Origin of the sequence: Pseudomonas sp. OST1909, assembly GCF_015277575.1 — a bacterium.
In the GTDB taxonomy this organism is placed as follows: Bacteria; Pseudomonadota; Gammaproteobacteria; order Pseudomonadales; family Pseudomonadaceae; genus Aquipseudomonas; species Aquipseudomonas synxantha_A.
In genome coordinates, this window is the sequence record NZ_CP063780.1 from 2,743,649 (window position 1) to 2,759,005 (window position 15,357).

The 15,357-nt window shown below is 62.3% G+C and carries 14 protein-coding genes; 7 read left to right on the forward strand and 7 right to left on the reverse strand.

What is annotated here, in order from left to right; all coding sequences use genetic code 11:
• Positions 1 to 4: 4 nt before the first annotated feature.
• From araH to IH404_RS12085, 7 genes are all read left to right on the forward strand, one after another.
• Positions 5 to 973 (forward strand): L-arabinose ABC transporter permease AraH, encoded by a 969-nt coding sequence (gene araH / locus IH404_RS12055; RefSeq protein WP_005787495.1) that lies wholly within the window; start codon positions 5 to 7, stop codon positions 971 to 973.
• A 265-nt stretch (positions 974 to 1,238) separates the two neighbouring features.
• Complete coding sequence (locus IH404_RS12060) at positions 1,239 to 2,159, forward strand: substrate-binding domain-containing protein (protein ID WP_194440501.1); 921 nt, start codon at positions 1,239 to 1,241, stop codon at positions 2,157 to 2,159.
• Between the two features lie 62 nt (positions 2,160 to 2,221).
• A complete protein-coding gene (locus IH404_RS12065) occupies positions 2,222 to 3,730 on the forward strand; it encodes a sugar ABC transporter ATP-binding protein (RefSeq protein ID WP_005787499.1) in 1,509 nt (502 codons plus the stop codon).
• A complete protein-coding gene (locus tag IH404_RS12070; RefSeq protein WP_078821149.1) occupies positions 3,696 to 4,688 on the forward strand; it encodes a ribose ABC transporter permease in 993 nt (330 codons plus the stop codon). Before IH404_RS12065 ends, IH404_RS12070 begins: the two co-directional genes overlap by 35 nt.
• 27 nt (positions 4,689 to 4,715) lie before the next feature.
• A complete protein-coding gene (locus tag IH404_RS12075) occupies positions 4,716 to 5,807 on the forward strand; it encodes an alcohol dehydrogenase catalytic domain-containing protein (RefSeq protein ID WP_194440502.1) in 1,092 nt (363 codons plus the stop codon).
• Positions 5,808 to 5,811: 4 nt separating this feature from the next.
• Positions 5,812 to 7,344, forward strand: a complete 1,533-nt coding sequence (locus IH404_RS12080; protein ID WP_194440503.1) for an FGGY-family carbohydrate kinase — start codon at positions 5,812 to 5,814, stop codon at positions 7,342 to 7,344.
• Positions 7,345 to 7,482: 138 nt separating this feature from the next.
• Complete coding sequence (locus tag IH404_RS12085) at positions 7,483 to 8,208, forward strand: SDR family oxidoreductase (RefSeq protein ID WP_194440504.1); 726 nt, start codon at positions 7,483 to 7,485, stop codon at positions 8,206 to 8,208.
• Here the strand turns inward: IH404_RS12085 and IH404_RS12090 are convergent.
• From IH404_RS12090 to IH404_RS12120, 7 genes are all read right to left on the reverse strand, one after another.
• Positions 8,205 to 9,209, reverse strand: coding sequence for a LacI family DNA-binding transcriptional regulator (locus IH404_RS12090; protein ID WP_005787509.1), 1,005 nt, complete (start codon positions 9,207 to 9,209; stop codon positions 8,205 to 8,207). The genes IH404_RS12085 and IH404_RS12090 overlap by 4 nt on opposite strands.
• Positions 9,210 to 9,267: 58 nt before the next feature.
• Positions 9,268 to 10,131 (reverse strand): LysR family transcriptional regulator, encoded by an 864-nt coding sequence (locus IH404_RS12095; RefSeq protein ID WP_005787511.1) that lies wholly within the window; start codon positions 10,129 to 10,131, stop codon positions 9,268 to 9,270.
• A 91-nt stretch (positions 10,132 to 10,222) separates the two neighbouring features.
• Entirely contained in the window at positions 10,223 to 11,626 is a 1,404-nt protein-coding gene (locus IH404_RS12100; protein WP_194440505.1) for an amidase, read from the reverse strand.
• A complete protein-coding gene (locus tag IH404_RS12105; protein ID WP_194440506.1) occupies positions 11,623 to 12,891 on the reverse strand; it encodes a Zn-dependent hydrolase in 1,269 nt (422 codons plus the stop codon). The genes IH404_RS12100 and IH404_RS12105 overlap by 4 nt, the downstream gene beginning before the upstream one ends.
• 13 nt (positions 12,892 to 12,904) lie before the next feature.
• On the reverse strand, positions 12,905 to 13,600 hold the full coding sequence (locus IH404_RS12110) for an ABC transporter ATP-binding protein (RefSeq protein ID WP_005787517.1): 696 nt from the start codon (positions 13,598 to 13,600) through the stop codon (positions 12,905 to 12,907).
• A complete protein-coding gene (locus IH404_RS12115) occupies positions 13,600 to 14,349 on the reverse strand; it encodes an ABC transporter ATP-binding protein (protein ID WP_005787519.1) in 750 nt (249 codons plus the stop codon). Before IH404_RS12115 ends, IH404_RS12110 begins: the two co-directional genes overlap by 1 nt.
• A complete protein-coding gene (locus IH404_RS12120; protein ID WP_005787521.1) occupies positions 14,346 to 15,356 on the reverse strand; it encodes a branched-chain amino acid ABC transporter permease in 1,011 nt (336 codons plus the stop codon). The genes IH404_RS12115 and IH404_RS12120 overlap by 4 nt, the downstream gene beginning before the upstream one ends.
• Position 15,357 lies beyond the last annotated feature (1 nt).

Genomic DNA, 15,357 nt, shown 5'->3' on the forward strand with positions numbered 1-15,357 from the left:
GACCATGACTATTCAAAACAACGCGCTGCCTTCGGCACGCAAACCCCTCGATATGCGCGCATTGCTCGACAACTGGGCGATGCTGTTGGCTGCGGTGGGCATCTTCGTGCTGTGCGCGCTGCTGATCGATAACTTCCTCTCGCCACTGAATATGCGCGGGCTGGGCTTGGCGATATCCACGGTGGGCATTGCTGCGTGCACCATGCTGTTCTGCCTGGCGTCGGGGCACTTCGACTTGTCGGTGGGCTCGGTGATCGCCTGTGCCGGTGTGGTGGCGGCGATTGTGATGCGCGATACCGACAGCGTGATGCTGGGCATCGGCGCTGCATTGTTGATGGGCCTGATGGTGGGGCTGATCAACGGCATCGTGATCGCCAAGCTGCGCGTCAATGCCTTGATCACCACCCTGGCGACCATGCAGATTGTGCGCGGTCTGGCGTACATCTTCGCCGACGGCAAAGCGGTGGGTGTGTCGCAGGAACAGTTCTTTGTGTTCGGCAACGGCCAGTTGTTCGGTGTGCCGGTGCCGATCCTGATCACCATCGTGTGCTTTCTGTTTTTTGGTTGGCTGCTCAACTACACCACTTACGGGCGCAACACCATGGCCATCGGCGGCAACCCGGAAGCGGCGTTGTTGGCGGGGGTGAACGTTGATCGCACCAAGATATTGATCTTCGCCGTGCACGGCCTGATCGGCGCCCTGGCTGGAGTGATCCTGGCGTCACGCATGACCTCGGGCCAGCCGATGATCGGCCAAGGCTTCGAGCTCACAGTGATTTCGGCCTGTGTGCTGGGCGGCGTATCCCTGAGTGGCGGCATCGGCATGATTCGCCATGTGATTGCCGGGGTGCTGATCCTGGCGATCATTGAGAATGCGATGAACCTGAAGAACATCGACACGTTTTACCAGTACGTGATTCGCGGCTCGATCCTGCTTTTGGCCGTCGTTATCGACCGCATGAAACAACGTTGATCCAAGCCATCGGGAGATCAAATGTGGAAGGGGCGGTGCAACGATTCGACTTGCCCCTCTCACATGTTCACCGAGCACGAGCCATCCAGACGGGTGGGTGCCAAGGCCGTTACAAAATCAAGCTTGCACCTGCCTGAACAAATCCATTGCAACGCTTCAAGCGACCAACGGGGGCTTGCGTCACCTCTGTTTAATTGTTAGCTTCTGGCAAAATGTTAACGATAACATTTGCTCTAACAATAAAAACAAAACAGAGACTCATGCCATGAAAATGCTCCCAAAAACCCTGTGTTTACTGGCTGTCGGCATCACCTTCGGTACTCAAGCCTTTGCCGCCACACCGCCCGCGCCCATTCGTATCGGCGCCTCCTTCCAGGAAATCAACAACCCCTATTTCGTCACCATGAAAAACGCTCTGGAAGAAGCCGGCGCGACCATCGGTGCCAAGCTGATCATCACCGACGCCCGCCACGACGTGTCCAAGCAGGTCAGTGATGTTGAAGACATGCTGCAAAAAGGCATCGATATCCTGCTGATCAACCCTACCGATTCGGTCGGCGTGCAGTCCGCCGTCAAGTCGGCCCACGCCGCAGGTGTCGTGGTGGTAGCAGTGGATGCCCAGGCGGACGGCCCGCTGGATTCGTTCGTGGGCTCGAAGAACTTCGACGCGGGCTTCCAGGCGTGTGAATACCTGGCGAAGACCATCGGTGGCAAAGGCAATATCGCCATCCTCGACGGCATCGCCGTGGTGCCGATTCTCGAACGTGTGCGCGGTTGCAAAGAGGCGGTGGCCAAGCATCCGGACATCAAGATCGTCAGCATCCAGAACGGCAAGCAGGAGCGTGACCAGGCGCTGACCGTGACCGAAAACATGCTGCAGGCCCAGCCGACCCTCAAGGGTATTTTCAGCGTGAATGACAACGGCTCCCTCGGTGCGCTCTCGGCCATCGAAGCCAGCGGCATGGACGTGAAACTGGTGAGCGTCGACGGTGCGCCGGAAGCGATCAAGGCGATCCAGAAACCCGGCAGCCATTTCATCGCCACCTCGGCCCAGTACCCCCGCGACCAGATCCGCCTCGCCCTGGGCATTGCCCTGGCCAAAAAGTGGGGCTCTCAAGTCCCGGCCAGCGTGCCGGTGGACATCACCTTGATCGACCAGGCCAAGGCCAGGGACTTCAGCTGGTAAATCCCCAGGCCCCACGCAAACCGTGGGGCCCAGGTCTTCCTTCTGAACGCGAGGTCGGCGGTATGAGCAGTCTTCTGAAGCTGGAAAACATCTGTAAGCGTTACCCGGGGGTCCAGGCCCTCAAGTCCATCAACCTGCAAGTGGAGCGCGGCGAAATCCATGCCTTGCTGGGGGAAAATGGCGCGGGCAAATCCACCCTGATGAAGATCCTCGGCGGCGTCGAGCATCAGGACGAAGGGCAGATCCTCATCGACGGCCAGGCGCAGCAGTTCGCCACTTACCGCGATGCCATCGCCGCCGGTATCGGCATCGTGTTCCAGGAGTTCAGCCTGATTCCCTACCTCACGGCGGTGGAAAACATCTTCCTCGGCCATGAGTTGAGCAACCGCTTCGGCCTGTTGCGCAAACGTGAAATGACCGAGGCGGCGCAGGCGTTGTTTCAGCGTTTGGGGGTGAGTATCGACCTGCATTGCGCGGTCAAGCACCTGAGCGTGGCCGAGCAGCAGTTCGTCGAGATCGCCAAGGCCCTGGCCCTGGACGCACGCCTGCTGGTACTCGATGAACCCACCGCGACGCTGACGCCCAGCGAAGCCGAGCTGCTGTTCGAGATCATGCGTGAACTCAAGCGCCAGGGCGTGGCGGTGATTTTTATCTCGCATCACCTGGAAGAGATTTTCCAGGTCTGTGACCGCATCAGCGTGCTGCGCGACGGCGGCAATGTGGGCGTCACCGACGTGGCCGACAGCGATATCGACCGCCTGGTGGAGATGATGGTGGGGCGCCGCCTGGAGTGCAGTTTCCCGCCCAAGCCCACTTGCGAGCGCGGCCCGCTGTTGCTGGAGGTCAAAGACATCCAGCTGGTGCGCAATGGCCCACACAACAGCTTCCAACTGCACAAGGGTGAAATCCTGGGCTTTGCCGGGCTGGTGGGGTCGGGCCGTACCGAATTGGCCCTGGGCATGATGGGGGCGCTGCCGTCCGTGAGCAAAGAGGTGTGGTTGCGCGGCGAAAAAATCAGCCTCGATGACCCGGCCCAAGCCTTGGCGCACGGCATCGGCCTGCTGCCGGAAAGTCGCAAGAGCGAAGGGCTGATCACCGATTTCAGCATTCGCGAAAACATCTCCCTGAACAACCTGCCCAAATATCAGAACGCCTCGGGTTTGATCGACAAGGCCAAGGAGTGCGCCAGCGTCGAAGCACTGATGCGCCAGCTGTCGATCAAGGCGCCCAGCGGTGAAAGCCGCGTGCTTAACCTCAGCGGCGGCAATCAGCAAAAAGTCGTAATCGCGCGCTGGATCAACCACCACTGCGAGGTGCTGGTGTTCGACGAGCCCACCCGCGGCATCGATGTCGGCGCCAAGGCGCAGATCTACGCGCTGATGCGCAGCCTCACCGAACAAGGCTACGCAATCATCATGATTTCCTCCGAATTGCCCGAAGTCATCGGCATGTGCGACCGCGTCGCCGTGTTCCACAAGGGCGCGATCGTCAAGGTCCTGGAAGCGTCCGCCGTCAATCCTCAAGAGGTCATGCGCCATGCAACAGGGGGCTCAAGTGAATACGTCCATTAACACCGCAAACACCGGCCGCTTGCGCCTGAATGTGGCACGGCTGCTGCGCTCGCCGGCGTTCTATCCCTTCGTCGGGCTGGTGGTGGTGACCCTGGTGATGATCCTTGCCAGCGACACCTTCCTCACCGCCAGCAACCTGTCCAATATCGCTCGCCAGGTATCGATCAACGCGATCATCGCGGTGGGCATGACCTGCGTGATTCTTACCGGTGGCATCGATTTGTCGGTGGGGCCGGTGATGGCGTTATCCGGCACGCTCACGGCCGGTTTGATGGTGGCCGGTGTGCCGCCCGGCCTGGCGATTGGCGCCGGGTTGCTGGTAGGCGTGGCGTTCGGCATAGGCAACGGGCTGTTCGTGGCTTACCTGCACATGCCACCGATCATCGTCACGCTGGCGACCATGGGCATCGCCCGTGGGTTCGGGCTGATGTACACCGACGGCTACCCGATTTCCGGGCTGCCGGAGTGGTTCGCCTTTTTCGGGCGCGGCAGCGTGTTCGGTATGCAGGTGCCGATCCTGATCATGTTGCTCACTTACCTGGCCGCCTATGTGCTGCTGCAACACACGCGTATAGGCCGCTACATCTACGCCATCGGCGGCAATGAAGAAGCGGTGCGTTTGTCCGGGGTGCGTGCGGCGCGCTTCAAGCTGCTGGTGTACGGCATCAGTGGCCTGACGGCGGCGATAGCCGGGCTGGTGCTCACCTCGCGGCTAATGAGCGGCCAGCCCAATGCTGGTGTGTCGTTCGAGCTCGATGCGATTGCCGCCGTGGTACTCGGCGGTGCATCGATCGCCGGCGGGCGCGGGGTGATCGTCGGCACCTTGCTCGGCGCCATGCTGCTGGGCGTGTTGAACAACGGCTTGAACATGCTTGGCGTATCGCCTTACGTGCAGAGCGTGATCAAGGGCGGGATCATTTTGCTGGCGATCTTTATCAGCCGTCAGCGCCATCGATAAATACCTCATCACACAGGACCCAACACCATGGACAAGCACACCCACATGCAAGCCGTCGTCTGCCACGGCCCGAAAGACTACCGCCTGGAACGCATCGGCAAACCCCAGGCCCGCGCCAATGAACTGGTGATCCGCATCGCTGCCTGCGGCATCTGCGCCAGTGATTGCAAGTGCCACTCCGGCGCTGCGATGTTCTGGGGCGGTGACAATCCCTGGGTCAAGGCGCCGGTGGTGCCGGGGCATGAATTTTTCGGCTACGTGGTGGAGACGGGCGAGGGCGCCGAGGAACACTTCGAGGTCAAGGTCGGTGACAAGGTCATCGCCGAACAGATTGTGCCGTGCGGTAAGTGCCGTTTCTGCAAGTCGGGCAAATACTGGATGTGCGAAGTGCACAACATTTTCGGCTTCCAGCGTGAAGTGGCCGAAGGCGGCATGGCCCAGTACATGCGTATTCCCAAGACTGCCATCGTGCACAAGATCCCTGAGGCGGTGTCCCTGGAAGACTCGGCCCTGGTGGAGCCCATGGCCTGCTCGATCCACACCGTTAACCGCGGCGATATCCAGCTCGATGACGTGGTGGTGATTGCCGGTGCGGGCACCCTTGGCCTGTGCATGGTCCAGGTTGCCGCGTTGAAAACCCCGAAAAAGCTGGTGGTGATCGACATGGTCGACGCGCGCCTGGAACTGGCGAAAAAATTCGGTGCCGATGTGGTGATCAATCCCGCCCGTGACAACGCCCGCGAGATCATCAATGGCCTCACCGGCAACTATGGTTGCGATGTCTACATCGAAACCACCGGCGTCCCGGCCGGCGTCACCCAGGGCCTGGACCTGATCCGCAAGCTTGGGCGGTTTGTGGAGTTCAGCGTGTTTGGCGCCGAGACCAGCGTGGACTGGTCGATCATCGGCGACCGCAAGGAACTCGACGTACGCGGCGCGCACCTGGGGCCGTATTGCTACCCGATTGCCATCGACCTGTTCGAGCGTGGCCTGGTCACGTCCAAAGGCATCGTCACCCACGATTTCCCGCTGGACGACTGGGCCGAAGCGTTCGAACTGGCGAACTCGACCAAGTCGATCAAGGTGCTGTTGAAACCGGTGCTGCCCGCCCATGAGTAACAACATGAACTATGTCATGGGTGTCGACATCGGCACCCAGAGCACCAAGGCGCTGCTGGTGGATGCCCAAGGCACGATCATCGCCCAGCACAGCCAGGGCTATCGCGTGGATACCCCCAAAGTGCGCTGGGCCGAGCAATGGCCGCAGGTGTGGCTGGACGCCGTGCAGGCCTGCGTTGCCCAGTGCATGGCCAAGGCTGGCGTGCCGGCGGGGCAGGTCAAGGCGCTGTGCATCAGCAGCCTGTACGGCGGCTCGGGGATTGCCGTGGATGCGCAGATGACACCGTTGCACCCGTGCCTGATCTGGATGGACCGCCGCGCTGGCGAGCAGGTCGAGTGGGTGCGTGAGCATGTGGATCTGGAGCGGCTGTTCGCGGTCACCGGCAACTCGGTGGACAGCTACTACGGCTTCACCAAGATGCTCTGGCTCAAGCAGCATCAGCCACAGGTGTGGGCGAACACTCGCTACCTGCTGCCGCCCAACAGCTACATCAACTGGTGCCTGACCGGCGAGTTGGCGGTGGACCACAGCAGCGCCGGCAATATCGGCGGTGTCTACGACGTGGCGGCGCGCAACTGGTCAGGCGAGATGCTGGATGCGCTGGGTATTGCGCGGTCGATGATGCCCGAGCGGTTGGTGTATTCCGGTGAGGTGGTGGGTGAGCTGTTGCCGGACTGGGCGGCACGCCTGGGTTTGCAGGCGGGCATGCCGATCCTCGCCGGCGGCGTAGATGCGGCCATGGCCACCCTGGCCGCAGGCGTCACCCAGCCGGGTAATCATGTGGCGATGATCGGCACCAGCATGTGCTGGGGCTACCTCAACCAGCAGGTGGATGCGCACCACGGCCTGGTGAGCATGCCGCATGTCTATAACGGCCACCGCGACCTGTACATCTTCGGCGGTGCGATCACCGCCGGAGCGTCGGTCAGCTGGTTTCGCGAGCAGTTCTGCCAGGCCGAAGAGCAGCAAGCCCAGGCAACCGGGCAAGACAGCCTGGTGCTGCTGGAGCAGAGTGCCAGGAAGATCCCGGCGGGCAGTGAAGGCGTGGTGTTCCTGCCGTACCTGATGGGCGAGCGCAGCCCGGTATGGGACGACCGCGCCAGCGGCAGTTTTGTCGGGCTCAACCTGTATCACAGCCGCATTCACCTGTACCGCGCGGTGCTGGAGGGCGTGAGTTTTGCCCTGCGCCACAATATCGAAGCGGGCACCCAGGGCGCGCATTCCCTTGACCCGCGTTTGATCGTGGTGGGTGGGGCCAGCCATTCGGATTTGTGGATGCAGATCATTGCCGATGTCACCCGCTACCCGGTGTACACCATTGTCCAGGAGGTTGAAGCGGCTTTGGGCGCGGCGTTGCTGGCGGCGCATACGGTGGGGTTGGTCAGTGATGAGGCGATGGACACAGGCTGGGTGCAACTGGAGCAACGGGCGCAGCCCAAGCGCGAGAATGTCATGGCCTATGACCGGGCGTTTACTGAGTACCTGAAGCTGTATCCGGCCCTGAAACCGATCATGCACAACCTGCAAGCTACCTGACCCAACACGGTTAAAAATGTGGGAGGGGGCTTGCTCCCGATGGCAGTGTATCAGTCAGCTTATCTGTAGCTGACACACCGCCATCGGGAGCAAGCCCCCTCCCACAGTGGATCTTCATTGTTCTTGGGATTTCTATCTATGAACGCAGTCTTCAACTTCACCCACCAGCGCATCCTCGTCACCGGCGCCAGCAGCGGCATCGGTCGCGAAATCGCGCTCCAACTGATCAACAACGGCGCCGAAGTCTTCGCCCTTGGCCGCGACGCCCAAGCGTTGGCCGAACTGGGCTGCCACTCCCTCTGTGTGGACATTGCCGACAGCGCAGCCCTCGATAAAGCGCTGCAAGACCTGCCCCTCATGCACGGCCTGGTCAACTGCGCCGGCATCTCGCGCCTGGAACCCGCCGCTGCCATCAGCGCCGAGGCTTTCGACCAGGTAATGAACGTTAACGCTCGCGCCGCGGCCCAGGTGGCCAGTCGTGTCGCGGCAAAGATGATCGCGGCGAACGTCGCCGGCAGTATCGTCAACGTCTCAAGTCAGGCGTCGTTGGTGGCACTGGATGACCATCTTGGTTACTGCGCCTCCAAGGCTGCGCTGGATGCGATCACCCGTGTGCAGTGCGCTGAGTGGGGCCGTTTTGGTATCCGCGTCAATGGCGTCAACCCCACGGTGACCTTGACGCCGATGGCAAGCATGGCCTGGTCCGACCCGGCCAAGCGCGATCCGGCGCTGGCGGCGATCCCCTTGGGGCGTTTTGCGCAACCGGCGGAAGTGGCGTTGCCGGTGCTGTTCCTGCTGAGCGACGCAGCCAGCATGATCAGCGGCGTGAGCCTGCCCATCGACGGCGGTTACACCAGCCGCTAGCCGTTTTCCAACTGGCCGGCGATGACCACCTTGTCCCGCGGCTTGTACGGATCTTCCAGGCGATCGAGCAGCAAACGTACCGCGCTGCTGCCAGCCAGTGACGCGTCGTGGGCCACGCAGGCGATCGGCACGCCAAAGATATCGGCGAAGGGCAGGCGGTCGATGCCGCAGATGGTCAGGCTGTCATGGGAGATGTTGTGCATGCGCAGTGCGCGCAGGGCGCCGAGGGTGATCAACTGGTTAAAACCCATGATCGCGTCCGGCGCCGAATGTTCGGCGAGGTAGTCCAGGGTGTGCAGGTAGGATGGCATCAGCGTGTAGTCGCCCGCCTGCACTTCAACGTGCACCTGGGGATGCTCGGCCAGCACTTCGCGCAAGCCTTTGAGGCGCTCCACGGTGATGCGCGAGTGCTCGGGGCCGGTCAGCACCAGCAGGCGCTTGAGGTGCGGCGTCTGGCGCAACAAGTAGTGCGCGGCCTGGATGCCGCTGTGGTAGTTGTCGAGCACCACGCGGCTGAACGGGCTGTCGTGGATCGTGCGATCCAGCAGCACCACGGGGGTCTTGCCGTTACCCAGGCGTTCCAGGTAGTCGGGCTGGTAGCTGGGCTCATCGGAGACCGGCGACAGGATGATCCCCGCCACGCGGTAACCCAGCAGCGTATCGACCGCCTTGTTTTCCAGTTCTTCCAGTTCGTCGGTATCCACCAGCATGATGGTGTAGCCGTGTTGTTTCGCCTCGCGGGAAATGGCCTTGATCATCTCGCTGTAGAACGGGTTGTCGACCGACGCGGTGATCACGCCGATGATCAGGCTTTCACTGCGCTTGAGCCCGCGCGCGAAGGCGTTGGGCACGTAGTCGAGTTCGCGTGCCACCTCCAGGATGCGCGCCAGCGTCGCGGGTTTGACCAGGTCAGGTTTGCTCAGCGCCCGGGACACGGTGATGGTGGTCATGCCGACCCGTTTGGCAATGTCGCTGATGGTGACGGACTTTTTCTTGTTCATCGGTAAGGCTGCGAGAGGACACATCAGCAGGCTAGCATGTGTGCAGGCCCAGTGTGATTCAAATCAGCGGGTCCCAGCGTTGCGACCAGTCACCTTCAGCCTTGACCACCTCGCGCAGCAACGCCAGCGCCTGCTGCAACACCGCCGAATCCCGCGCCCGCGAATACACCAGGTAAGTCGGGAAACTGAACTCCGGCGCCTTGGGCACGCGCTGCATCACGCCACTGTCCAGATAGCTTTGCACCACCCGCGTGCGGAAATACCCGGCGCCGCCGTTTTCCAGGATGTACTGCAGCGCCAATGGGCCCAGGTTGAAACTCACGGCGGCACGTGCGCGGTCGGGCAGGGCGGCGTCATGCTGCTGGCGGAAACCCTGGCCCCAGTCGATATACACATAGGGCTCGGGTTTGCTCGCCAATTGCACCAGGATCAGTTTTTCTTCCAGCACTTGCTCTACCTGCAAACCTGGCCAGTACTGCGGCTGGAACACCAGCGCGGCATCGAGCACGCCCAACTCCAGTTGACGCAACAGGTACTCGCCCTCGCGAATTTCGGTACGCAGTGCATGTCCGGGAATATGCTCGCGCAGCGCCTTGGCCCAACCGAGCATCAGCGGGTTGCACAGGCTGACCTCACCGCCGATATGCAGCACATTGCGATAGCCATCGGGTAACGGTAGGTCACGGCGTGCCGCTTCCCAGGTTTGCAGCAACTGGTTGGCGTACACCACAAAGGCCTCGCCATCGGCGGTCAGGCGTGCACCGGCACGGTTGCGAATAAACAGCGTGCTGCCCAACTGGCTCTCCAGGTTCTTGACCCGGGCGGTGATGGCGGTCTGGGTGACGTGCAGTTTCTCCGCCGCTGCGGCGAGGCTGCCGCAGCGGGTGATTTCGAGGAAGGTGCGTGCCAGTTCGATGTCCATGAAGCCCCCCGGAAGATGAATGGAGGGCATTGTAGTGGAATGCGGTAAAAACTGTGGGAGGGGGTATGCCTCCCACATTTTCGATTGAATCTCAGCTCAGGGTTTCAGGTGCTTGCAAATGCTCGGTAGGGAAGGCTTTTGCATAGGCATGACACACCCTCAACACCTGCTCATCGGCAAACCGCGCAGCCACCACATGCAACCCCACCGGCAAACCATTGGCGGCCAACCCGCACGGCACCGACGCAGCCGGTTGCTGGGTGAGGTTGAAGGGGTAGCTGAACGGCGTCCATTGCATCCACTCGTTCATCCCCGAGCCGGGCGGTACGTTGTGCCCGGCTTCGAACGCGGTAATCGGCATCATCGGCGATACCAGCACGTCGTAGTGCTCATGGAACGCCGCCATGCGCGCAACCAGTGCGGCGCGCGCTTGCAGGGCGGCGTTGAAGTCGTCCAGGCTCAGACGCTCGCCCCGTTGCGCAATACGCAGCAGCCCTGGGTCCAGCAGTTGCTTTTGCGCATCGCTCATCGCCCCGGTCAGGCGCGCGGCACCGGCGGCCCACAGGGTGCTGAACACCTCAAGCGGGTCGCTGAAACCCGGGTCGATCTGCTCGACATGGGCGCCCAATTGCACCAGGCGCTCCACCGCCTGGGTGACGACCTTGGCGACTTGCGGGTCGACATCCACATAGCCGAACGTGGGGCTATAAGCCACGCGCAAGCCCTTCAGATCCGTCCCTGGGGTGAGCCAGGGCGTGGTCCTTGGCGCCCCGATCAGGCCATCGCGCACATCCATTTGTGCCACGGTCTGTAGCATCAGGACGCTGTCTTCCACGGTGCGGGTCATGGGCCCAAGATGCGAGAGGATGGTCATGGAACTGGCCGGCCACTGCGGTACATAACCGAAGGTTGGCTTGATCCCGAACGTTCCGGTGAACGCACACGGGATGCGAATCGAGCCGCCCGCATCGCTGCCCTGATGCAACACGCCGAGGTTCAACGCCGCCGCCGCCCCCGCGCCACCCGACGAGCCGCCCGCGGTGGTGCGTGTATCCCACGGGTTGCGGGTGATGCCGTACAGCGGGTTGTCGGTGACGCCTTTCCAGCCGAACTCCGGGGTGCTGGTCTTGCCCAGCAGCACCGCACCGGCCTTGCGCATGAAGTGTGAGAAGGGCGCGTCCACATTCCAGGGCCCCTCGGCGGATGACGTGCGCGAGCCCTTGCGCGTGGGCATGCCGAGGGTCAGCGTGAGGTCTTTTATAGACGCTGGTACGCCATCCAGGGCGCCGCAAGGGGCACCTTTTAACCAACGTTGTTCCGAGGCCCGCGCCGCGTTCAATGCACCCTCAGGATCGACATGGCAGTAGGCGTTCACCACCGGGTTGTAGCGTTCGATGCGCAGCAACGCATCTTCGGTGACCTCTACCGGTGACAAGCTCTTGTCGCGATAATGCTTGAGCAGTTGCACCGCCGTCAGTTGGCCGATCTCACTCATGCTTGAACTCCCTGAGCCGCGTTGACCATGGCCCGCAGCAACACCGCGCAGCCAGCCGCCAGATCATCCGGCGCGGCGTTTTCGATTTCGTTATGGCTGATGCCGCCTTCGCACGGCACGAAGATCATCCCGGCGGGGCCCAGTTCGGCGACGAAGATCGCGTCATGCCCAGCGCCGCTGACGATGTCCATATGGCTCAAGCCCAAGGCCCTCGCGCCATCGCGCACGGCATTGACGCAGGCCGGGTTGAAGTCCAGCGGCGGGAAGTCGGCGGTGGGTGTCAGTTCAAAGGTCAAGCCGTGTCGGGCGGCCGTGGTTTGGATCACGCCGCGTACTTCATCGACCATGGCTTGCAGCTTGTCGGCCTGCAGGTGGCGCAAGTCGATGGTCATCTGCACCTGGCCGGGAATCACATTGCGCGAACCCGGGTGCAGGCTCAGGCAACCAACGGTGCCGCAGGCATGGGGCTGTTGTTGATGGGCGATACGGTTGACCGCGCTGACCACCTCGGCGGCGCCGACCAGGGCATCCTTGCGCAGGTGCATCGGTGTGGGGCCGGCGTGGGCTTCGACGCCGGCGAGGGTCAGGTCGAACCATTTCTGGCCCAGGCAGCCCATGACCACGCCGATAGTGGTGGCCTGGTCTTCCAGTACCGGGCCTTGCTCTATATGGGCTTCGAAGTAGGCGCCGACCGGATGGCCCAGAACCGCACGGGAACCGGCATAGCCAATGCGCTGTAATTCGGCACCTACCGACAGGCCCTGGTCGTCGCGTTTGTCGAGGGTGTCCTGCAAGTCGAACTTCCCGGCAAACACCCCGGAGCCCATCATGCACGGCGGGAAGCGCGAGCCTTCTTCGTTGGTCCACACCACCACTTCAATCGGCGCCTGGGTCTGGATCTGCAAGTCATTCAAGGTACGGATCACTTCCAGCCCGGCCATCACCCCGTAGCAGCCGTCGAACTTGCCGCCGGTGGGTTGGGTGTCGATGTGGCTGCCGGTCATCACCGGGGGCAGGGCGGGGTTGCGTCCGGCACGACGCGCAAAGATATTGCCGATGGCGTCGACAGTGACGCTGCACCCAGCCGCTTCGCACCACTGCACAAACAGGTCGCGGGCCTGGCGGTCCAGATCGGTGAGGGCCAGGCGACACACGCCACCCTTGGCCGTGGCGCCGAGTCGGGCCAGGTCCATCAGCGATTGCCACAGGCGGTCACGGTTGATCAGCGGGGCGTTGCTCTGGAGCGGTTGCGCAACACTATTCATCAGAGATCTCCAGTCAGGCACTCAAGGCCAGATAACGGTTCTTGATCGACGGGTCGGCACGGAAGTCAGCGGCGCTGCCTTCGTACACCACGCGGCCCTGTTCGAGTACGTAATGACGGTCGGCGAGCTTGTCGCAGACCATCAGGTTCTGCTCCACCAGCAGCACCGGCAGGCCGTCGTCCTTGACCTTGCGCAGGATCTTCACCAGCTCGTCGACGATCACCGGGGCCAGGCCCTCGGTGGGTTCGTCGAGGATCAGCAGCTTGGGGTCGTTGAGCAGGGCGCGGGCGATGGCGAGCATTTGCTGTTCGCCGCCGGATAGCGCATGGCCGGCGTTTTTGCGCCGTTCCTTGAGGCGCGGGAACATGGCGTATACATCGTCCAGTTGCCAACGGCTGCTTTTGCGTACGGCGATGCGCAGGTTTTCCTCGACGCTGAGCAGGCGGAAAATCCCGCGGTTCTCCGGCACCAGTGCCAAGCCCTGGCGTGCAATTTCAAAGATTTTCTGCCCCACCAGCGCCTGGCCATTGAAGTGAATCTGGCCCTGACGCGGGCAAATGATGCCGAGGATGCTGCGCAGGGTGGTGGTCTTGCCGGCGCCATTGCGACCCAGCAGGGTCACCAGTTCGCCAGGGTTGACGGTCAATGACACGCCTTCCAGCACATGGCTCTTGTCGTAGTAGGAATGGATATTCTCGACGATCAGCATCAGGCGGCCTCCCCAAGGTATGCAGTGCGCACACGTTCATCGGCACGCACGAAATCTGGCGTGCCTTCCACCAGGATCTGGCCGTGGCTCATTACCGTAATGCGTTGGCTGATGGACATGACAATGCTCATGTTGTGTTCGATCAGCAGCACCGTGTGGTCGCGGCCGAGGTCGCTGATCAGTTGGGTCATGATCGGGATGTCGTCGATGCCCATGCCCGAAGTGGGCTCGTCGAGCATCAGCAGTTTGGGTTTGGAGCAGATCGACATGCCCACCTCCAGTACCCGCTGCTGGCCGTGGGACAACTCGCCGGCCAGGGTGTCGGCGCGGGCAGTGAGTTGCAGGCGCTCAAGGACCTGGTCGGCCATCTCCAGGTGTTCGCGCTTGCTGTCCACTCGGCGCCAGAAGTTCAAGGCCCGGGCGCCATCGCGGCCCTGGGCGGCCAGTCGCAGGTTTTCGCGCACGCTGAGGTTCTGGAACAGGCTGGTGAGCTGGAACGAACGCGCCATGCCCAGGCCGACGCGGGCATGGGCGGGCTTGCGCATCAGGTTGTTGCCGTCGAAATGGATCGCTCCGGCAGTGGCCTGGCGCTCACCTGTCAGGCAATGAAACAGGCTGGTCTTGCCAGCGCCATTGGGGCCGATAATGGTGTGGATAGTGCCGGCCTCGACCTTGAGGTTGACGCCATTGACCGCATGGAACGCGCCATAGGCCAGTTCCAGGTTCTGGGTTTCCAGCAGGATGCTCATAGCCCTGGCTCCTTGGCGACGGCCGCAGTTTTGCGATTGCCGCGCAGCTTCTCGAACAGCGACGCCAGGCCGCCCCACAAACCGCCGCGCATGAAGATCACCACCAGGATCAGGATCACCCCCAGCAGCATCAGCCAGCGCGGCCACAGGTCGGAGAGGAAATCCCCCAGCAGCACAATGGAGCCGGCGCCCAGCAATGAGCCGAACAACGAGCCCGTGCCGCCGACGATGGTCATGATCAGAATGTTCTCGGACATCGCCAGGTCAATATTGGACAGTGGCACAAAGTGCAGCAGCATGGCGTACAGCGCCCCGGCAATCCCGGTGACCGCCCCGGACAGCACGAACACCAGGATCTTGAAGTGCCGCGTGTCGTAGCCGATGGCCGAGGCCCGGGTTTCGTTCTCACGGATCGCCATCAGCGTGCTGCCGAACGGCGAAGCGATCACCCGGCGAGCGCCGATAAAGATCAGCAGGAACAGCACCGCGACAAATCCATAGAAGGCACGGGCATCGGCCAAGGACAGCAGCACGGTTTCACCCACACGGATTTCCGGGCGCGGCACGCTGAGCAGGCCGTTGTCGCCGCCGGTCCAGTCGCTCAGGGTGTAGGCGACGAAATAGGCCATCTGGCTGAACGCCAGCGTGAGCATCACGAAGTAAATGCCGGTGCGCCGAATCGCCAGGGCGCCCACCAGCAATGCCAGGAAACCGCCGGCGATTGCGGCACCCAGCAGTGCGGTGAACAACCCCAGTTGCAGGTGGATCATCAGCAACGCCGCGCAGTAGGCGCCGGCCCCGAAGAAGATGCCTTGGCCGAATGACAGCAAGCCGGTGTAGCCCAGCAACAGGTTGCAAGCCAGGGCGGCCATGGCAAAGATCAGGATCTCGGTGGCCAGGGTTGCCGAGGGCAGTATCAACGGCAGGCCGATCAGCACCGCCAATACCCACAGCAGCATCGCTTTGGATTGGGTTTTGGCAAACGGCAGGGGATTTTTCTCGCTCATG

Bases quoted from the DNA above. Each gene is read 5' to 3' on its own strand.
- IH404_RS12120 (WP_005787521.1), bottom strand. From the start codon at position 15,356: ATGAGCGAGAAAAATCCCCTGCCGTTTGCCAAAACCCAATCCAAAGCG.
- IH404_RS12095 (WP_005787511.1), bottom strand. From the start codon at position 10,131: ATGGACATCGAACTGGCACGCACCTTCCTCGAAATCACCCGCTGCGGC.
- IH404_RS12060 (WP_194440501.1), top strand. From the start codon at position 1,239: ATGAAAATGCTCCCAAAAACCCTGTGTTTACTGGCTGTCGGCATCACC.
- IH404_RS12075 (WP_194440502.1), top strand. From the start codon at position 4,716: ATGGACAAGCACACCCACATGCAAGCCGTCGTCTGCCACGGCCCGAAA.
- araH (WP_005787495.1), top strand. From the start codon at position 5: ATGACTATTCAAAACAACGCGCTGCCTTCGGCACGCAAACCCCTCGAT.
- IH404_RS12100 (WP_194440505.1), bottom strand. From the start codon at position 11,626: ATGAGTGAGATCGGCCAACTGACGGCGGTGCAACTGCTCAAGCATTAT.
- IH404_RS12090 (WP_005787509.1), bottom strand. From the start codon at position 9,209: ATGAACAAGAAAAAGTCCGTCACCATCAGCGACATTGCCAAACGGGTC.
- IH404_RS12080 (WP_194440503.1), top strand. From the start codon at position 5,812: ATGAACTATGTCATGGGTGTCGACATCGGCACCCAGAGCACCAAGGCG.
- IH404_RS12105 (WP_194440506.1), bottom strand. From the start codon at position 12,891: ATGAATAGTGTTGCGCAACCGCTCCAGAGCAACGCCCCGCTGATCAAC.
- IH404_RS12065 (WP_005787499.1), top strand. From the start codon at position 2,222: ATGAGCAGTCTTCTGAAGCTGGAAAACATCTGTAAGCGTTACCCGGGG.
- IH404_RS12085 (WP_194440504.1), top strand. From the start codon at position 7,483: ATGAACGCAGTCTTCAACTTCACCCACCAGCGCATCCTCGTCACCGGC.
- IH404_RS12110 (WP_005787517.1), bottom strand. From the start codon at position 13,600: ATGCTGATCGTCGAGAATATCCATTCCTACTACGACAAGAGCCATGTG.
- IH404_RS12070 (WP_078821149.1), top strand. From the start codon at position 3,696: ATGCAACAGGGGGCTCAAGTGAATACGTCCATTAACACCGCAAACACC.
- IH404_RS12115 (WP_005787519.1), bottom strand. From the start codon at position 14,349: ATGAGCATCCTGCTGGAAACCCAGAACCTGGAACTGGCCTATGGCGCG.